Annotated in this window: 21 protein-coding genes; 8 read left to right on the forward strand and 13 right to left on the reverse strand. The window is 59.3% G+C overall.

Annotated features, from left to right (window positions below):
• Nucleotides 1-166: 166 nt before the first annotated feature.
• The 4 genes from H3028_RS03285 to H3028_RS03300 form a co-directional block, all read right to left on the reverse strand.
• Entirely contained in the window at nt 167-943 is a 777-nt protein-coding gene (locus tag H3028_RS03285; RefSeq protein WP_181295644.1) for an amino acid ABC transporter ATP-binding protein, read from the reverse strand.
• A gap of 10 nt (nt 944-953) precedes the next feature.
• Complete coding sequence (locus H3028_RS03290) at nt 954-2051, reverse strand: amino acid ABC transporter permease (protein ID WP_181295645.1); 1098 nt, start codon at nt 2049-2051, stop codon at nt 954-956.
• A 10-nt stretch (nt 2052-2061) separates the two neighbouring features.
• Nucleotides 2062-3246 carry an amino acid ABC transporter permease gene (locus H3028_RS03295; protein ID WP_181295646.1) on the reverse strand — a complete coding sequence of 395 codons (1185 nt, stop codon included), beginning with the start codon at nt 3244-3246 and terminating at the stop codon, nt 2062-2064.
• Nucleotides 3247-3334: 88 nt separating this feature from the next.
• Nucleotides 3335-4363 (reverse strand): amino acid ABC transporter substrate-binding protein, encoded by a 1029-nt coding sequence (locus H3028_RS03300; protein ID WP_181295647.1) that lies wholly within the window; start codon nt 4361-4363, stop codon nt 3335-3337.
• Nucleotides 4364-4710: 347 nt separating this feature from the next.
• On the opposite strand from H3028_RS03300, the gene H3028_RS03305 reads away from it, so the two are divergent.
• From H3028_RS03305 to H3028_RS03320, 4 genes are all read left to right on the forward strand, one after another.
• Nucleotides 4711-5367, forward strand: a complete 657-nt coding sequence (locus H3028_RS03305) for an alpha/beta hydrolase (RefSeq protein ID WP_181295648.1) — start codon at nt 4711-4713, stop codon at nt 5365-5367.
• Nucleotides 5368-5579: 212 nt separating this feature from the next.
• Nucleotides 5580-6515 (forward strand): GGDEF domain-containing protein, encoded by a 936-nt coding sequence (locus H3028_RS03310; protein ID WP_181295968.1) that lies wholly within the window; start codon nt 5580-5582, stop codon nt 6513-6515.
• 119 nt (nt 6516-6634) lie between these two features.
• Nucleotides 6635-8056 (forward strand): ATP-dependent RNA helicase RhlB, encoded by a 1422-nt coding sequence (gene rhlB / locus H3028_RS03315; protein WP_181295649.1) that lies wholly within the window; start codon nt 6635-6637, stop codon nt 8054-8056.
• Nucleotides 8057-8221: 165 nt separating this feature from the next.
• Nucleotides 8222-8386 carry a hypothetical protein gene (locus tag H3028_RS03320; RefSeq protein ID WP_168423559.1) on the forward strand — a complete coding sequence of 55 codons (165 nt, stop codon included), beginning with the start codon at nt 8222-8224 and terminating at the stop codon, nt 8384-8386.
• 4 nt (nt 8387-8390) lie between these two features.
• Here H3028_RS03320 and moaE read toward each other — a convergent pair whose 3' ends face one another.
• The 5 genes from moaE to dmeF all read right to left on the reverse strand — a co-directional run bounded on the left by moaE (nt 8391) and on the right by dmeF (nt 12282).
• Complete coding sequence (gene moaE, locus H3028_RS03325; protein WP_181295650.1) at nt 8391-8846, reverse strand: molybdopterin synthase catalytic subunit MoaE; 456 nt, start codon at nt 8844-8846, stop codon at nt 8391-8393.
• Nucleotide 8847: 1 nt separating this feature from the next.
• Nucleotides 8848-9096: a MoaD/ThiS family protein gene (locus H3028_RS03330; protein ID WP_181295651.1), complete on the reverse strand. Its 249-nt coding sequence runs from the start codon at nt 9094-9096 to the stop codon at nt 8848-8850.
• Nucleotides 9093-9563 carry a cyclic pyranopterin monophosphate synthase MoaC gene (gene moaC, locus H3028_RS03335; protein WP_181295652.1) on the reverse strand — a complete coding sequence of 157 codons (471 nt, stop codon included), beginning with the start codon at nt 9561-9563 and terminating at the stop codon, nt 9093-9095. Before moaC ends, H3028_RS03330 begins: the two co-directional genes overlap by 4 nt.
• Nucleotides 9564-9658: 95 nt before the next feature.
• The gene (locus tag H3028_RS03340; protein WP_181295653.1) at nt 9659-11047 is read right to left on the reverse strand and encodes a PhoH family protein; all 1389 of its coding nucleotides are present in this window, start codon (nt 11045-11047) and stop codon (nt 9659-9661) included.
• Between the two features lie 275 nt (nt 11048-11322).
• Nucleotides 11323-12282 carry a CDF family Co(II)/Ni(II) efflux transporter DmeF gene (dmeF, locus tag H3028_RS03345; RefSeq protein WP_181295654.1) on the reverse strand — a complete coding sequence of 320 codons (960 nt, stop codon included), beginning with the start codon at nt 12280-12282 and terminating at the stop codon, nt 11323-11325.
• A 134-nt stretch (nt 12283-12416) separates the two neighbouring features.
• Here dmeF and yaaA point away from each other — a divergent pair, with 134 nt between their 5' ends.
• The 3 genes from yaaA to H3028_RS03360 all read left to right on the forward strand — a co-directional run bounded on the left by yaaA (nt 12417) and on the right by H3028_RS03360 (nt 15364).
• On the forward strand, nt 12417-13193 hold the full coding sequence (gene yaaA / locus H3028_RS03350; protein ID WP_181295655.1) for a peroxide stress protein YaaA: 777 nt from the start codon (nt 12417-12419) through the stop codon (nt 13191-13193).
• A 263-nt stretch (nt 13194-13456) separates the two neighbouring features.
• Nucleotides 13457-13825 (forward strand): hypothetical protein, encoded by a 369-nt coding sequence (locus H3028_RS03355; protein WP_181295656.1) that lies wholly within the window; start codon nt 13457-13459, stop codon nt 13823-13825.
• Between the two features lie 93 nt (nt 13826-13918).
• The gene (locus H3028_RS03360; protein ID WP_181295657.1) at nt 13919-15364 is read left to right on the forward strand and encodes a mannose-1-phosphate guanylyltransferase/mannose-6-phosphate isomerase; all 1446 of its coding nucleotides are present in this window, start codon (nt 13919-13921) and stop codon (nt 15362-15364) included.
• 72 nt (nt 15365-15436) lie between these two features.
• Here the strand turns inward: H3028_RS03360 and H3028_RS03365 are convergent, their stop codons facing one another.
• A complete protein-coding gene (locus H3028_RS03365; protein WP_181295658.1) occupies nt 15437-15625 on the reverse strand; it encodes a hypothetical protein in 189 nt (62 codons plus the stop codon).
• Between the two features lie 144 nt (nt 15626-15769).
• Between H3028_RS03365 and H3028_RS03370 the strand changes: the two genes are divergently transcribed.
• A complete protein-coding gene (locus H3028_RS03370; RefSeq protein ID WP_181295969.1) occupies nt 15770-15979 on the forward strand; it encodes a hypothetical protein in 210 nt (69 codons plus the stop codon).
• A gap of 60 nt (nt 15980-16039) precedes the next feature.
• Here the strand turns inward: H3028_RS03370 and H3028_RS03375 are convergent, their stop codons facing one another.
• The 3 genes from H3028_RS03375 to purU form a co-directional block, all read right to left on the reverse strand.
• Complete coding sequence (locus H3028_RS03375; RefSeq protein ID WP_181295659.1) at nt 16040-17506, reverse strand: helicase HerA-like domain-containing protein; 1467 nt, start codon at nt 17504-17506, stop codon at nt 16040-16042.
• A 69-nt stretch (nt 17507-17575) separates the two neighbouring features.
• The gene (locus tag H3028_RS21195) at nt 17576-17773 is read right to left on the reverse strand and encodes a hypothetical protein (RefSeq protein ID WP_258237675.1); all 198 of its coding nucleotides are present in this window, start codon (nt 17771-17773) and stop codon (nt 17576-17578) included.
• 25 nt (nt 17774-17798) lie between these two features.
• Complete coding sequence (gene purU, locus H3028_RS03380; RefSeq protein WP_181295660.1) at nt 17799-18650, reverse strand: formyltetrahydrofolate deformylase; 852 nt, start codon at nt 18648-18650, stop codon at nt 17799-17801.
• Nucleotides 18651-18844 lie beyond the last annotated feature (194 nt).

Raw genomic sequence — 18844 nt, forward strand, 5'->3', positions numbered from 1 at the left:
GTCGGGCCGCGTATTCTAGCCCATGACAGCGTTCGAGGCTAAGCCTGCTGGAAGCTGGGAGCGATTCAGGGTGACGGCTGACGCCGATCGCCCGGCAAGCACGGTAGGGCCGGCCGGGCGGTGCTCCGCTTCAGCCCACCCTACCCCCAAACATGTCGCTGTGCCCTTAATGCAATATCTGGCTCAGGAACAGCTTAGTGCGCTCATTGCTCGGATTGGTGAAGAAGGTTTCCGGATCGGCTTCCTCCACGATCTCGCCCTTATCCATGAATATCACCCGATCGGCGACGGTGCGGGCGAAGCCCATTTCATGGGTCACGCAAAGCATGGTCATCCCGCTTTCGGCGAGGCCAACCATGGTATCCAACACTTCCTTGACCATTTCCGGATCCAGCGCCGAGGTAGGCTCGTCGAACAGCATGATCTTCGGTTTCATGCACAGTGCGCGGGCAATCGCGACCCGCTGCTGCTGGCCGCCCGAGAGCTGTCCTGGGAATTTGTCGGCCTGCTCCGGAATCCGTACGCGTTCCAGATAATGCATCGCGATTTCCTCGGCCTGACGCCGGGGCAGCTTGCGCACCCACATCGGCGCCAAGGTGCAGTTCTGCAGTACGGTGAGGTGCGGGAACAGATTGAAATGCTGGAACACCATGCCGACCTCGCTGCGAATTGCCTCGATCTGCTTCAAATCATTGGTCAGCTCCACACCATTGATCACGATGCGGCCCTGCTGATGCTCCTCAAGACGATTGAGGCAGCGAATGGTGGTGGACTTGCCTGAGCCCGACGGTCCGCACAGGACGATGCGCTCGCCCTGGGTGACGTTGAGGTTGATGTCCTTGAGTACGTGAAACTGGCCGAACCATTTATGTACGCCCTGCATCTGAATGACCGGTTCACCGGCCCGCTCAGACTGCTCAGGTTGCAGAGATGTGTCGTTCATGATGTTTTCCTTAGTTCCGGTGGCCGGTGTCGAGCTTGCGTTCCAGATGCATGGAATAGCGCGACATACCAAAGCAGAAAATCCAGTAAACCAGCGCAGCGAACACGTAACCCTCGGTCGACATGCCGAGCCAGGCAGGGTCGGAAGTGGCGCGTTTGATGCTGTTGAGGAAGTCGAACAGGCCGATGATGATCACCAGGCTGGTGTCCTTGAACAGCGCGATGAAGGTGTTGACGATGCCCGGTATGACCATCTTCAGCGCCTGGGGCAGGATCACCAAGATCATGCTGCGCCAGTAACCCAGGCCCATCGCCGCAGCCGCCTCGTATTGTCCTTTGGGGATAGCCTGCAGGCCGCCGCGTACCACTTCGGCGATGTAGGCCGCCTCGAAGAAGACCACCATCACCATCGCCCGCATGAGCTTGTCGAGATTCATCTCCTCGGGCAGAAACAGCGGAAGCATCACTGAGGACATAAACAGCACGGTGATCAGCGGTACGCCACGCCAGAACTCGATAAAGGTCACGCACAGCACGCGGATCGCCGGCATGTCCGAACGCCGGCCGAGCGCCAGCAGAATGCCAAGCGGCAGCGCCCCGGCGATGCCCACTGCTGCGATGACGATGGTCAGCATCAGCCCGCCCCAGCGGCTGGTCGATACCGTTTCGAGACCTAGAAAGCCGCCGTGCAACAGCCAGTAGGCAAGCAATGGATACACCACCAGATAGGCGATGCCATAGCGCACCTTGTGTCGCATCTGCCGCAGGAACAGGGGCGCAGCGCCGATGATTGCGAGCCAGGCGGTCGCATCTACCCGCCAGCGCAGTTCCGGTGGATAGAAGCCGTACATGAACTGGCTGAAGCGCGTCTGCACGAAGACCCAGCACGCGCCCTCGCGGGTGCAGTCGGCCCGCGTCTCGCCGGTCCAGTCGGCCTTGATGATTGCCCACTCGATGATGGGCGGAACGATCAGCCAGATCAGATACAGCCCGACCAGCGTGAGTAGCGTATTGATCCAGCTGGAGAACAGATTGGCCCGCATCCAGCCCACCACACCGATATTGGTGGACGGCGCCGGCAGGTCCGGTTTGAAGGTATGGGTCGTCATGCGCTCGTCCTTACCGCTCGATCAGCGCAATGCGCTTGTTGTACCAGTTCATCAACAGCGAAATGCTGATACTGATGGCGAGGTACACGCTCATGGTGATGGCCATGGTTTCGATCGCCTGGCCGGTCTGGTTCAGCACTGTGCCGGCAAACAGCGAGACCATGTCGGGATAGCCGATCGCAGCCGCCAGCGAAGAGTTCTTAGCCAGGTTGAGATATTGGCTGGTCAGCGGCGGAATGATCACGCGCAGCGCCTGCGGGATGATCACCAGACGCAGTACCCGCCCCGGGCGAAGGCCCAGCGAAGCGGCTGCTTCGGTCTGTCCATGACTAACCGACTGGATTCCGGCGCGTACTGTTTCACCAATAAAGGCTGCGGTGTAGATCGACAGCGCCAGCACGATCGAAACCAGCTCGGGTATTACAACCCAGCCGCCGCGAATATTGAAACGCTGCAGCTCGGGGACCTCCCAAAGGAACGGCGCGCCGAAGAGCAGCGCACACAACCCCGGCAGCGCAATGAACAGCGCCAGGCTGCTCCAGAACACTGGAAATAGCTGACCGGTGGCGTGACGCCGCGCCCGCGCCCAACGGTTGAGCATGACGATCGCCACCAACGCCACGAACAGCGCTATCCAGAACGGCCAGAAGCCGTCCCCTGCGCTGGGCGAGGGCATCTGAACACCACGATTGTTCACGAAGATCACATCCCACAGACTCAGGCTATCCCGCGGTCCCGGCAATGGTGCAAGCACGGCGAAATAGACGAAGAAAATCTGCAGCAGTGGCGGGATATTACGGAAGGTCTCGATATAGACAGTGGCGATTTGACGGATCAGCCAGTTCGGAGACAACCGCGCCACTCCGAGAATGAATCCGATAATAGTCGCCAGGATTATCCCGATGACGCTGACCAGCAACGTATTGAGCAAGCCGACCCAGAACACTCGTCCGTAGGAATCGCTCTCGCTGTAGTCGATCAGGTGTTGAGAAATGCCAAAACCGGCAGCGTTATCGAGGAAGCCGAAGCCTGACGTAATGCCCCGGTGAGCGAGGTTGGTCTGGGTGTTGTGGAACAGAAACCAGCCGATGCCTACGACTGTTATGACGGCGATGACCTGGAACAGCCAGGCACGCGCCTGCGGATCCGTGAGCAGCGAGCCGCGCGCTACCCCCGTTTTGGCGATGGTTCGCATCAAGAAACCTCATCAGGCACAGCCGGTGCGAGTGCACCGGCAGCGCTCATCCTTGAAACAAGGCCGGCTTCCCGCCGACCCGGCTCGGTCAACGCACCGGTGGCGCGTACTGCAGACCTCCATTGGTCCAGAGCGCATTCAGACCACGTTCGATCTTCAGTTCGCTACCGGAGCCAATGTTGCGCTCGAACACTTCACCATAATTGCCCACTTGTTTGACGATCTGCACCGCCCAGTCCTTCGGTAATTTCAAGTCCTTGCCGTATTCGCCCTCCGCCCCGAGCAACCGTGCCACATCGGGATTCTTGGTGTTTTTTGCAGTTTCCTCGACATTTGCAGCGGTTACGCCCAGCTCCTCAGCATTGATCATCGCCAACAACGACCAGCGCACGATGTCGAACCATTCCTCGTCACCCTGACGCACGGCCGGGCCGAGTGGTTCCTTGGAGATAACTTCAGGCAGCACGACGTAATCGCCCGGATTGGCCAGTTTGATGCGCTGTGCGTACAGCTGGGACTGGTCAGAGGTGAGCACGTCGCAGCGACCGGACTCCAGCGACTTGGCGCTTTCGTCAGAGGTGTCGTAAGTGATCGGGGTGTACTTGAGGTTGTTGGCTCGGAAATAGTCGGAGAGGTTCAGTTCGGTGGTGGTACCCGCCTGGATGCAGACGGTGGCGCCGTCAAGCTCCTTGGCGCTAGACACACCGACCTCCTTGTTGACCAGGAATCCCTGTCCGTCATAGTAGGTGACGCCAGTGAAATTCAGCCCCATCGCCGCATCCCGCGAACTGGTCCAGGTGGTGTTTCGCGAAAGCACGTCGACTTCACCGGATTGCAGTGCAGTGAAGCGCTCCTTGGCGGTCAGCGGGCTGAACTTGACCTTGCTGGCGTCGCCAAATACTGCAGCCGCTACCGCGCGGCAGACATCCACATCGATTCCCTTGTACTCGCCCTTGGCATCGGTGTAGGAGAAGCCCGGCAGCCCGTCGCTGACGCCGCACTGCACGAAGCCTTTGCTCTTCACCGCATCCAGGGTCGCCCCTGCCTGCGCCAAGCCGCTGGTGCCCAAAAGTGTCGCGGCGCCAAGCACGGCCAGTGTGGATTTAACCCTTATCATCGAAACCTCCAGTTTGCTTTTATTCTGCGGGGTCGGGGCCTTCTGTCGGCATTGCCATACGCCAGCCGACACGCGTCGTCCGGTGCGGCAGAAGTACCTGACCTGAGTCTAGTCGCCGATTGATTATCAGCAACTCCCGCCGATGCGCTTGTTCACGAGAACGTGGACGACATCGGCGCATATGGCGCAAGGGAACAAAGCAAGCGGCATACCAGATCGAATAAAAAGCATGCTCGGCACTTTTGCACGCTTCATCGGAACCATCAGTACAGGTAACCTCGCCGCAAATTGCTGCATTGACCCCCGCGCTCGCCCCAACTTGAGGCGAGCCCCAGCCGGAGCCCGACATGAGTGCCCCCTTGATCATCGAACCCGCAACAACCGCCGACTCATGCGTTATCTGGCTGCACGGCCTCGGCGCAGATCGCTATGATTTCCTGCCGGTGGCCGAAGCCCTGCAGCAACGCTTGTTGCGGACACGCTTCGTATTGCCTCAAGCGCCGACTCAGGCGGTGACCATCAATGGCGGCTGGGCGATGCCAAGCTGGTACGACATCCTGGCCATGAGTCCCGCGCGCGCGATCAACCAGGCACAGCTCGAACAGTCAGCTCAAGCCGTGATAGCGCTGATCGAGGCGCAGCGCGACAGCGGCATCGACCCTCGACGCATCTTCCTAGCAGGATTCTCCCAAGGTGGCGCAGTGGTCTACCACACCGCCTTCCTGCGCTGGGCCGGACCGCTCGGCGGGGTCTTGGCACTGTCCACCTACGCGCCCACGTTCGGCGCCGATCTCAAGCTGTCTTCGTCGCAGGCAAGCCTGCCGGTACTGTGCCTGCACGGTGCGCAAGACAATGTCGTGTTGCCCTCGATGGGGCGCGCCGCTTATGAGTGCCTGGGGCAAAACGACGTCGCCGCCGAGTGGAAGGAATACCCTATGGCTCACGAGGTACTCCCGGATGAGATCCGCGATATAGCTGATTGGCTCGCCGTTCGTCTCGATTGATCGGCGTGACAAGCTTGAGCGCGTCATCTGCAAAATGTGACGTTGCACGCCTGCCTCCCGGCCAACTACGGCTACGCTTGGCATGGGTAGATCCAGACTCGATGCGCCTGCCGTTGTAGCGCTCATCGCGGCCATACGAAGCCGACCCAGCCGGCAGTTACGGGGCACCTGCGATAGTCATGACGAAGATCATCCAGCCGGGTGCTGCAGTCATGCAGCTTGTCGAGTGGCGGGCCGAGATGCGACACCTCAACCAGGCGCGCCTGCTGGACAATGTGGACGAGCCCTGCTTGCGGCTGATGCAGGAGGCGTTCGAGCCCTGTCTGATTGAAGCCGGCGGCATTCTGCTTTCGCCACTCGAGCACAATCACTTCCTTTACCTTGTGCTTGAAGGCGAACTGGCTGTTCACCTCGACTCGCTCGATAGCCACCCGGTGCGTGCGATCGGACCAGGTGACTGTGCCGGTGAAATCAGCTTCATGGATAACCTGCACCCTTCGGCCTACGTCGTTGCGCTCAAACCTACGGTGCTGCTGCGGCTGCATCGCCGCGCAATGCCGCTGCTTACCCGCTCGCCGAAGCTGATGCAGAACCTCGCGGAATTGCTCTGCCAGCGCGTCCGCCTAAGCGATCGGCTGATCATCAATAGCGAACAGAACGCCAATCTGGACACGCTCACTGGCTCGTTCAACCGGCGCTGGCTGGAGCACATCTATAACCGCGAAAGCACCCGCTGCGCATTCAATGGTCAGCCGCTCTCGGTCCTCATGCTCGACGTCGACCGATTCAAAGACTACAACGACAGGCACGGCCACCTCGCGGGCGATCACGCGCTTTGCCTGGTGGTCGACACACTGGGCAAACTTCTTCGTCCGACCGATAGCCTGGTGCGCTACGGCGGCGAGGAATTCGTGATCCTGCTTCCCGACATGGCATTGGACGATGCACGAAATGTTGGCGAGCGGCTGCGCCAGAGCCTTGAAGCGATCACGTCGTTCCGCTCACCGATAGGCACGCTGCCTGGTGTGACGATCTCGATTGGCGTCGCGCCAATGCAGCCAAAGGATGAACTGGAAACATTGATTCACACCGCCGATCAGGCGCTTTATCAAGCCAAGGCGCGGGGAAGAAACCGCGTGTGCGGCTGAGCGGACACAGCGCCCGCAGCCTGCCGCATGACAACGGTGATACCGGGCCAGCGCAAGTCTTCGCCGTATCTGCTTCTTGCATTACACTGGCGGGCGAACCTATAGATAGAGACGAAACCGTGCTCAAAGCACTAAAGAAGATATTTGGCAAAGGCCCGGCCGAGCAACCTGCCGCCCAACCCGCTGGCAACACCCCGAAGCATGTAGACATTCCTCGTTCTGCGCCTCCCGAAGCGCCAGCCACGCAGCTAGCCGACACGGCTGTGACCGCGGCGCCCAAGCCTCGTCGCCAAAGTTCCAGCAAACCTGCGGCATCACCCGTCCTAGCCTGGGCGCTGGAAGACTTTCAGGTCGAGCCGGCCGAGGGCAAGACACGCTTCCATGACTTCAAGCTCGCCCCGGAACTGATGCACGCCATTCACGATCTGGGTTTCCCCTATTGCACTCCGATCCAGGCCCAGGTTCTGGGGTTCACACTCCAAGGCCGTGATGCGATCGGACGCGCCCAGACCGGCACCGGTAAAACCGCAGCCTTCCTGATCTCCACCATCACCCAATTGCTGCAGACACCGCCGCCCAGCGACCGTTACATGGGCGAGCCACGCGCGCTGATCATTGCGCCGACCCGCGAACTGGTGGTGCAAATCGCCAACGACGCGCTGAACCTGACCAAGTACACCGGCCTGAACGTGATGAGCTTCGTCGGCGGTATGGACTTCGACAAACAGCTCAAGGCACTGGAAAGCCGCTATTGCGACATCCTCGTCGCCACGCCGGGGCGACTGCTCGATTTCAATCAGCGCGGCGAAGTGCACCTGGACATGGTTGAAGTGCTGGTGCTCGATGAAGCCGACCGGATGCTCGACATGGGCTTCATCCCGCAGGTTCGCCAGATCATCCGTCAGACCCCGCCAAAGAGCGAACGCCAGACGCTGCTGTTCTCCGCCACCTTCACCGAGGACGTGATGAACCTGGCCAAGCAATGGACGACCGACCCGGCGATTGTAGAGATCGAGGCGGTGAACGTTGCCAGCGACTCCGTCGAGCAACACGTCTATGCCGTGGCGGGCAGCGATAAGTACAAGCTGCTCTACAACCTGATCACTCAGAACGACTGGACCCGTGTGATGGTCTTCGCCAACCGTAAGGACGAGGTTCGTCGTATCGAGGAACGCCTCACCCGTGACGGCATCAGTGCCGTACAGATGTCGGGAGACGTGCCCCAGCACAAGCGGATCCGCGCATTGGAAGGCTTCCGCGAGGGCAAGATTCGCGTCATGGTGGCAACCGACGTCGCCGGCCGCGGAATACACGTCGATGGCATCAGTCACGTGATCAATTTCACCTTGCCGGAAGTTCCGGATGATTACGTGCATCGCATCGGCCGCACCGGTCGGGCCGGCGCGACCGGGACCTCGATCAGCTTCGCCGGCGAGGACGACGCCTTTGCCCTGCCGGCGATCGAAACGCTGCTGGGTCGCAAGATCAGCTGCGAAATGCCGCCAGCCGAACTCCTGGCACCGGTTCCGCCCAAGCGCTGAGCGTCAGCCCACGGCAATAAGAACAGAAAAGGCGAAGCCATAGGTTTCGCCTTTTCTGTTCTTATTGCCTGATACCCCAAGCACCGGGCCAAATGGTCCAGATGAGACGTTGGTCCGCAAAAGCGCCTAGAGTTGAATAAAGCCATTCAATCCCAGGAGCTTCCCATGGATCGCCTTAATCTCATGGTATTGCTGATCATCGCGAGCTTTGTGCTGATGGGAGCAGGCTTCAATTATCGTGAGCAAAAATGGGGGCCCGCGCTGCTCGGCCTGGGTATTCTGTCGATGCTCTCCACGCTTTTCTATAAGCTCCAGATCACCTTCGGCTAAGGCCTTACTCCTGCCGCCACCGCTGCGCAGCAATCTGGTCGCTGCAACGTCCCTCCACCCAGCGCGGGCCGGACGGGGTGTCTTCTTTCTTCCAGAACGGCGCGCGAGTCTTCAGGTAATCCATAACGAAGCGACAGCCATCGAACGCAGCCTCGCGGTGTGCGCTGGCGGCGCCGACGAATACGATTGGCTCGCCCGGCTCGAGTCGTCCGACCCGGTGCAGTATCTCCAGCTTGAGCAAAGGCCAACGTGCATTCGCCTCCTCAATGATCTTCTGCAGCGCCTTCTCCGTCATCCCCGGGGCATGCTCGAGGAACATCCCGGCGACATCCTGTCCGTCGTTGAAATCGCGCACATAGCCGACAAAGCCGGTTACCGCGCCGATGCCGAGGTTGGCGGCGTGCAGTGCATTGAGCTCGGCGCCCGGGTCGAACGGGGCCTGTTGGACACGCACGCTCATCTCAACCTCCTGTCACGGTAGGGAAGAAGGCCACTTCATCGCCGTCGGCCAACGGCTCGTCTAGCCCGCACAGTTCCTGATTGCGAGCGCACATCAAGTGCTGCTCGCCCAGTACCGACCATTCGTTGCCGCGCGCCAGCAACTGCAGCCTGAGATCGTCGACCTGCCGAAGCGACGCGTCCCACTCCACTTGCTCGGTATCGAGGCCAAGTGCCTCACGATAACGTGCGAAATACTGCACCTGGATCATGCTGGCACCTGCCAATGTCCACTTTTTCCACCCAATTTCTCCAGCAGCCGGACACTCTCCACGACCATGCCCTTATCGACCGCCTTACACATATCGTAGATAGTCAATGCCGCGATACTCGCCGCCGTCAGCGCTTCCATTTCGACACCGGTCTGACCGGCCAGCTTGCAGCGTGCCTGAATGCGCACGCAGTCATCCCCTTCCGGTTGAAGCTCCACCTTGATGCTGGTCAGCAGCAACGGGTGGCAGAGCGGTATCAGTTCGTGGGTCTTTTTCGCCGCCTGGATGCCGGCAATACGGGCCACGGCAAAAACGTCGCCCTTGGGATGGCCACCCTGCTGAATCATTTGCAGGGTTTCGGGGCGCATACGCACCTTTGCCTCCGCCACCGCCTCGCGAGCGGTTATAGCCTTGGCGGTGACGTCGACCATGTTGGCGCGGCCGTTGGAATCAAGGTGAGTAAGCATAAACAGGCGACTCCGAAAATCGATGCGGCACATTGTATACACAGTATGCCGCTCCGAGCCCAACCGGCCGCCTTCATCCGGTGTGCATCAGCGGACTACATATGGGCCTCGGCATACTCCGCCAAGACCGAACGTGGGACGCCCTGCAAGGTGATGTGCATGCCGTGTGGAAAATCCTTGAAACGCTCGGTGAGGTAGGTCAGCCCCGAACTGGTGGCCGACAGATAGGGCGTATCGATCTGCGCCAGGTTGCCCAGGCATATCACCTTCGATCCGCTACCGGCCCGAGTGATGATGGTCTTCATCTGGTGAGGTGTGAGGTTCTGACATTCGTCGATCAGGATCAGGCTCTGCTGGAAGCTGCGACCACGGATGTAGTTCAGGGATTTGAATTGCAGCGGCACCTTCTGCAGGATGTAGTCGACGCTGCCATGAGTACTTTCGTCATCCATGTGCAGCGCTTCGAGGTTATCGGTAATTGCACCGAGCCAGGGCTCCATCTTTTCCGCTTCGGTACCCGGTAAAAAACCGATGTCCTCATCCAACCCCTGCACGCTACGCGTGGCGATGATCCGCCGGTAACGCTTGCTCACCACGGTCTGCTCGATGGCCGCGGCGAGCGCCAGAATGGTCTTGCCGGAGCCGGCTGCGCCCGACAGGTTGACCAGATGGATGTCTGGATCGAGCAAAGCGAACAGCGCCAACGCCTGATGGATGTCGCGAGGACGCAGCCCCCAGGCTTCCTGATGCATCAGCGGCTCCTGATGCATATCAAGCAATAGCAATTCGTCCGCCTTGATGCCCTTGATCCAGCCGACAAAGCCCTGCTCGTCGAGGATGAATTCATTGATGTGCACGGCAGGCAGGTTGTCGATCAGCTGAACACGGTGCCAGGTCCGTCCATGTCCTTGATGAGTATCGACCTTGCTGACTCGGTCCCAGAACGACCCGCTCAGACTGTGGTACCCGCGCGATAGCTGGCCTACGTCGTCCACCAACTTGTCGGTGTGGTAGTCCTCCGAAGCGACACCGCAGGCACGCGCCTTCAGGCGCATGTTGATGTCGTTGGTGACCAGCACCACCGGAACACCGCTGCTGCGCCGTTGCAGGTCGACGACCTGGTTAATGATCTTGTTGTCGTTGAGATCTTCCGGAAGCGCGCTGGAGTCAGCGCCCTTGCTCATCAGGATCGATAGGCTGCCGCAGGGCCCGCTCTTCTCGCGCTGGATAGGCACGCCAAGCTCGACCTCCTCGGGCGTAGCATCGCCCAACACCTTGTCGATCAGGCGAATGGCCTGGCGGCACTCCGCCGCCACGGTGTGCTTGCCGGTCTTGAGCTGGTCCAGCTCTTCCAGCACGGTCATCGGAATGGCGACCTGATGCTCCTGGAAATTCAATAACGCGTTGGGATCGTGGATAAGGACGTTGGTATCAAGAACGTAAAGGGTGGGCTGAGTAGCGCGGGGTCTGCCGTAGTCATCCATACGCGTTCACCTTTTCGGAGCCGGGACGACGGAGGGCCGGATGCTCTCCGCCGTAGAGAAAACCACCGTGCGCGAGGTGAGCGGACTTGGGTGGCAGGGGCCTGGGGCCACCCAGAGGCCGCCACCTGTGAGTGCAGGTTTCGGCGGTCTTGATGTCGTAATACCGCAAAACAGATGACAGGAAAAAGTCTTTTTCAAGCAACCAAGGTTTTTTTCTCTAGACGACGAATTACCCTTGGCGGATGCCCGAGGCAAAACTAGGCTCACTGGTTGACCTAGGCGCTTTTGTCGCACCGATTCACTTCGGCCGTCACATGGACCAACTCCGAAAAGTCTGCCAACTCGGCCTTGTAGCGATCCGCCGAATGCGCCTGATGGGTAACGATGGTGACGATGCAGCTGTATTGCGCTCTGCCTACGCGCCACAGATGCAGATCGGTCACTTCGGTATCAGGTACCGCCTCCAATTGCTCTTGCACGCGCCGCACCAGCGGGTTGTCCATTTCTCGGTCCAATAGCGCTTTCCCGGTATCACGCAGCAGGCCCTTGGCCCACACCAGAATAACCATCGCCCCGATGATCCCCATCAGCGGGTCCAGCCAGTTCCAGCCAAAGTATTTGCCCCCGAGCAGGGCGATAATCGCAGCGACCGACGTCAGCGCATCGGTCAGCACGTGGACGAAGGCCGCATGGCGATTGAGGTCCCGCCCTTGCGCTGTTGGTAGGTCGTGATCGTGATCGTGATCGTGATCGTGATCGTGATGAGCATGGTGGTGGTCATGCTCATCACGCAACAACCAGGCAGACAGCAGATTCACGGCCAGCCCGATCACCGCCACCCATAGCGCTTCGTCGAAGCCGATCTGCGCAGGCGACCAAAAGCGCGACAGCGACTCGATAATCATCATCAAGGCCACCACAACCAATAGCATCGCACTGGCAAAGCCCGCCAGGACCTCGATTTTCCAGGTCCCGAAGGCGAAGCGTCGGTCGTGGGCGTAGCGGCGCGCCAGTAGATAGGCGATCGCTGCCATGCCGATGGCCACCATATGCGATGCCATATGCCAGCCATCGGCCAACAGCGCCATGGAGTTGAACAGGTAGCCTGCAACGATCTCGGCAATCATGGTCAAGCCGGTCAGCGCCACCACGGCCCAGGTCTGCCGCTCAGCCCCGCGTTCAAGAGGGCGATAATCATGGGCGTGTGCCCAGCGGGAATGTTCGCAGTCGGTCATAAGCACTCCGTTTCGTTACGCAAGCTTGCCCTTTTACACCGAGGCAAGGTCAACCTTCCGGTTAATCGCGGCCATAGCTGGAGCCTGGGGAGGCATAACGCCTAGAATCGGCCCACATCAAAGGAGACCGATGCATGCTGATGGTGATTTCGCCGGCCAAGACCCTGGATTACGACACCCCCCCGACGACCAAACGCTTCACTCAACCTGAACATCTCGACCACGCCCAGCTGCTGATCGATCAACTGCGCAACCTGTCGCCACAGCAGGTCAGCGAACTGATGCATCTCTCGGACAAGCTGGCGGCACTGAACGTGGCCCGCTATGGAAGCTGGACACCCGGATTCACCCCGGACAATGCCAAGCAGGCGCTCCTCGCCTTCAAGGGCGATGTGTACACCGGGCTAAATGCCAGCGACTTCTCCGAACAGGACTTCAATTTCGCGCAAACCCACCTGCGCATGCTCTCCGGCCTGTACGGCGTCCTGCGTCCACTTGATCTGATGCAGCCCTATCGATTGGAAATGGGAACCAAGCTGGCCAACGCCCGCGGCAAGGATCTTTACGGGTTCTGGGGCGAACGCATCAGCAACTGGCTTAACGATGCGTTGGCGGCACAGGGCGACGATGTACTGCTCAATCTGGCTTCGAACGAATACTTCGGCGCGGTCAAGCGCAACGCCTTGAATGCCAGAGTCATTGACGTCGATTTCAAGGACATGAAGAACGGCCAATACAAGATCATCAGCTTCTACGCCAAGAAAGCACGCGGCCTGATGACCCGCTACGTGATCAAGGAGCGCATCGAGCAGCCTGAACAATTGAAGGCGTTTGCTTACGACGGCTATCGCTACAGTCCGGATGACTCGTCAACCGATCATCTGGTGTTCCTTCGCGACGCTCAAGCCTGAAGCGATTCTGACCGCCCCCTCGCTTATGAACCGAGGGGGCCTCCTTCCCTGCCTGCTTGTCCTGCCCATCGTCCTACCTCGGCGCGCCACGTTCGCCACTGCCTATCGCTGCATACCGGCCGAACGCCGTCTGCGATGGGGGCTGACTGGCACTTTCCCTTGCTCCTAAAAACCGATCAGCGGCGACCACAGAGGGAACTATCCGAAGGCCCTGGCAATCATAAGCGCGTACCGGCATTTCCAGATGGAAAGGGACGTCGCACATGAACGTGCAGTGGAATTCACAAAAGAGTTTTCAAGTTGCCAGCCAGGGCAGCCCGACTGGGTCGCCGGGCACGGCGAACCGAGGGCAGACAGGCCGGATAAGGGCCGTGTCGGAACTCACCACCCTGCGCCAAACGCGCCAACGGCAGCCAGGCGGAGCGCAACTGAAAACCGCGCAAACCCGCTCGAGTCAGATCGATAAAGGGCTTGCAGGCACTCATTTCGGAACGGCAATCGATCTCGCAGTTTCCCGTGCGGCAGCAATCGACCATCAGGCAGTACCCCAATATTCAGGCTCGGAGCGCGTAATTCGCCCCGAGGGCAGTTTTTCGGCTGGAAAACGGAGCTTGACGGCACGCGGCACCTGAAGGCCCGACCAAATTAGTACGGCGAGCACAGGTCTCTGGCCGCCGAAATGGATAAGAAGAACTCCCCCTTCTCAACGATTCAGGAGATACAGCATGATTCCGGTCATCCTCTCAGGCGGCAGCGGTTCCCGGCTCTGGCCTCTTTCGCGCAAAGCGTTCCCTAAGCAGTTTCTCGCCCTCACGGCTGAGCAGACGCTCTTTCAGCAAACTATTGAACGGCTCGCTTTCGAAGGCATGCAGCCGCCTCTGCTGGTTTGCAACAAGGAACATCGCTTTATCGTAAAAGAGCAATTGGCAGCACGTAAGCTGGGCATTCAGGGTCTTCTGCTCGAGCCCTTCGGCCGCAACACCGCTCCGGCAATTGCCATCGCCGCAATGAAACTGATCGAGGACGGCCGCGATGAACTGCTGCTGGTGCTACCGGCGGATCATGTGATCGAAGATCACAAAGCCTTCCAGCGCTCGCTGGCTCTGGCCACCAATGCTGCGGAAAACGGTGAAATGGTGCTGTTCGGCATTCCGGCCACCAGCCCTGAAACCGGCTATGGCTACATCAAGTGCGACCATAACGAGCGCAATGGCCTGCCGGAAGGCGTCAACCGAGTCACCAACTTCGTAGAGAAGCCTGACGAAGCGCGTGCCCAGCAGTATGTTGAGTCGGGTGATTACTACTGGAACAGCGGCATGTTCCTGTTCCGCGCCAGCGTGTTTCTGGAAGAACTCAAAAAGCATGACCCGGACATTTATGACACCTGCGGGGCCGCGCTGGAGCGCAGCGCCAAGAATGGTGACGAAGTACTGATCGATCCTGAGACCTTCGCCTGCTGCCCGGACAACTCGATCGACTACGCAGTAATGGAAAAGACCGAACTGGCCTGCGTAGTGCCGATGTCGGCTGGCTGGAGCGACGTGGGCTCCTGGTCTTCGCTCTGGGACGTGCTGGAAAAAGACGAGAACGGCAACGTGACCAGAGGCGACGTGATCGTCGAAGACAGCCGTAACTGCCTGGTTCACGGCAATGGCAAGCTGGTCACTGTGGTGGGCCTGGACAACATCGTTGTGGTCGAGACCAAAGATGCGACCATGATCGCGCATAAGGATAAGGTCCAGGACGTCAAGAAGCTGGTGAACAAGCTCGACGCCATGAAGCGCCCCGAGACGCAGAACCATTGTGCCGTGTATCGCCCTTGGGGTTGGTACGACTCGGTCGATATGGGTGGCCGTTTCCAGGTCAAGCGCATCTGCGTTAACCCGGGCGCTCAGCTCTCGCTGCAGATGCACCATCATCGCGCCGAACACTGGATCGTTGTCTCCGGTACCGCTCAGGTCACCTGCAATGACAAGACGTTCCTACTTACCGAGAACCAATCGACCTACATCCCGGTGACTTCCATCCACCGCCTGGCCAACCCCGGCAAGATTCCGTTGGAAATTATCGAGGTTCAATCAGGCAGTTACCTCGGTGAAGACGATATCGAACGACTGGACGATGTCTATGGTCGCGCACCTGATAACATGGCAAGCCATTCAGTCCGCTGAATAGGCGGTGAATGAAAGCCGCGCCGGATCCGGCGCGGTTTTTTAGTGCCTAGAGAAAAGGACGCGGCGGGTTTACAGCGACAGCTCGCGAACAGATAGTTCGCTGCAGCCAAAACTGAGTACAACAACAAAAGACTTCGATTCCGGTCGTTTTTCGACAATCGCAGCCTGTGACAGTGCTTCATTAAGCAAATACTCATCTAGCCGCGAGCCTGGGGCATACGGAACATGGCCGACCCCACCAAGTGCTAACTTCTGCATACAGTTGTTTCTCCCCACCTGCTTGCAATGGCATCACTCAAGCCATTAAATAAGCAATCGTCTGATTTCCATCATCGTGCTGCTTACGGCATTGCCGCTTGCTGGCAACTGACGTCGAATTTCCAAGAAAGGAAAAGATCAAGAGTGACCAAAGAAGAACTACGCGCCGAGCTGGAACGACAGGCCAATCGATTCAAGACCGTATACGGCGGTGAAATAACCACCTATGCCGCGCAACCCGACCCTGAGCGGAAACCGTGGCGCAAAAAAGAGACAATCCACGACCAGGTCTTTAAGAAAGAACTGGAAAAAATCGAGAAAGAGCTGGCGGAACAGGACTCCGAAGGCCGATAAGCAGACGCTGCCACCGCGAATGTTCGGCATGAACGGCCTGTTCGGAATCTGCCGTTCGATTCAGCGCTTCCCACCGAGCAGGGACCCCATCAACCCTCTCGCCAGCTGCCGGCCCAACTGAGAAGCCACCTGACGCATCGCGCTCTTGAATACTCGCCCAGCGAGATCAGCGAAAGCGCCGCCTGCATCATTTTCCAACGGTGCCGCTTTCTCCTGCGACTCGGCTCTCGTCGCCTGTTTTGCCCGATCGAGCAAGATTTCGTAGGCGGACTCGCGATCAACTGCCTTATCGTAGCGAGTGCGCAATGGCGAACTCGCGATCAGCGCACGCCGTTCGTTTTCGTCAAGCGGCCCTACCCTCGACTGTGGTGGAGCGACGGCCACGCGTTGCACCATGGCAGGCGTGCCCTTTTCTTCGAGCCCACCGACCAGCGCCTCACCGATGCCAAGGTCAACCAGAGTATCCAGCGCAGAAAATGCAGGATTGGTTCGAAAGCCCTCGGCTACCGCACGCAAGGCCTTCTGCTCCTTGACCGTATAAGCCCGCAACCCATGCTGGATGCGCAGGCCCAGCTGGGCCAGGACCTCATTCGGCAAATCGGCCGGCGATTGAGTGACAAAATAGACGCCAACGCCTTTCGAGCGAATCAATCGAACGACCTGCACCAATCGATCCTGCAGTGCTTTTGGGGTGTCATTGAACAGCAAGTGCGCCTCGTCAAAAAACAACGCCAGCAGTGGTCGGTCCGCATCGCCGCGCTCGGGCAGTTGCTCGAACAGTTCGGCCAGCAACCACAGCAGGAACGTCGCGTAAACTTTGGGTGCCTGATGCACCAGCTGACTTGCGTCGAGCAGATGAATTCTGCCGCGCCCATCAGCTGCAGGCTGCAGAAGGTCTTCCAGCGCCAGTGACGGCTCGCCGAACAACGCTTCGGCGCCCTGCTGCTCCAGCGTCGCCAGGCGCCGCAACAGCGCCTGGGATGAAGCATTAGTCAGCAATGCCGCATCGTCGCCCAGCACCTCCGGGCTCTGCTTGAGATAACCGAGCAAGGCCTTAAGGTCCTTCAGATCCAGGAGCAGCAGCCCTTCGCGATCGGCGACCTTGAACGCTGCATAGAGTGCAGCCTGCTGGCTATCGGTCAGCTCGAGCAGACTGCCCAACAGAAGCGGGCCCATCTCGGTCAGCGTCGTGCGCAGCGGGTGGCCGCTTACGCCGTATACATCCCATAGCGTGACGGGATACGCCTGCGGTTGGTGACCGAGCCAAGGCATGCTGGCAATACGCTCGGCGATTTTCCCCTCAGGTGCCGCTGCGGCACCCAGCCCGCATAGGTCGCCCTTGATGTCGGCCGCAAAAACGGCGATACCGGCGGCGCTGAACTGCTCTGCGAGCCGCTGCAGGGTTACCGTCTTGCCTGTCCCCGTCGCGCCCGCGACCAAGCCGTGGCGATTGACCAGCCGGAGCGGATGAGTATTGGGCTCCCCGTTGGCCTCAGCACCCAGCACGAAGCGTTCGTTATCTGCCATCTGGCCGTCTCCAGAGCGGGATACTGCGGGAACGAGCGGCACCAACCAGATGCCTCGTCTATGTCTTGCTTAATCGTTATCCGGACCCGGCGAAGCTAGGTCTTCAGCCGCCTCGGCAGCGTACCGGAGGTGCTTCCACAGCGCCTCCGCACCTGGAAATTCGGTGCCGAGTTGTGGAGTAAGATGCTCCGGATCGTAGCGCTGCGTACATCCACTGCCAATCATAGGTGGCGCGTTTGCACCAGCTTTTGCCAATGGATCTGTCATGCGTCCCTCCCGCGCCGGGCGACGGTCAGTTGAATACCAGGGTCTTGTTGCTGTGCACCAACACGCGCTCCTGCAAGTGATAGCGTAGACCGCGCGATAGCACCATCTTTTCCACGTCTTTGCCCAACCGAACCATGTCTTCGATGCTGTCGCGGTGGCTGACACGTACCACGTCCTGCTCGATGATCGGCCCCGCGTCCAGCTCCTCGGTCACGTAGTGGCAAGTCGCGCCGATCAGTTTGACGCCTCGCAGAGAAGCCTGGTGATAGGGCTTGGCGCCGGCGAACGAAGGCAGAAAGCTGTGGTGGATATTTATCACGCGTTGCGCGAACTCTTCGCACAGCTCGGCCGGAAGTATCTGCATATAACGGGCAAGCACAATCACATCGGCGTGTTGCTCACGCACGATACGCGACACCTCGGCGAACGCCTGATCTTTGCGTCCCGGTTCGACTGGTACATGAAAGTAAGGAATGCCATGCCACTCGACCATGCTACGCAGATCGTTGTGGTTGGATATCACGCAGGGAATATCGCAATCCAGTTCACCGCTGTGCCACCTATGTAACAGATCGGCCAAGCAATGCGATTCCCGACTGGCCATCAGCACGGCACGCTTACGCTGTTCCGAATCGGTGATGCGCCATTCCATGGAAAATTCTCGCGCTATCGGCGCGAACGCCTGACGGAACCCTTCGAGATCGAAGGGCAGCGAGTCAGCACGAATTTCATGGCGCATGAAAAACCAGCCGCTCTGGTGATCAGAGTGATGATTAGCTTCTGTGATCCAGCCATTGTAAGTGGCGAGGAAATTGCTGACCTTGGCGACAATGCCAACGCCATCGGGGCAGGCAATAACCAGCCTGAACGTGCGCATTAAAGGTAACTCCGCGTTATAAAGTCGCGCATTCTAGCGCAGCGCTGAAAACGGCAACCACATAATTGAGCCGATCAGACGCTGGTAGGCCCGCCGCTGCAGAACGCACAACGGGAGGCCTAACTCATTTACTGACAAAACGGCTAACCGACACGGGCAAAGCCAAGGAAGGTCGCCAGGGTGTCTTCAGCAGA

This window comes from Pseudomonas sp. Q2-TVG4-2 (assembly GCF_013620795.1).
Lineage (GTDB): Bacteria > Pseudomonadota > Gammaproteobacteria > Pseudomonadales > Pseudomonadaceae > Stutzerimonas.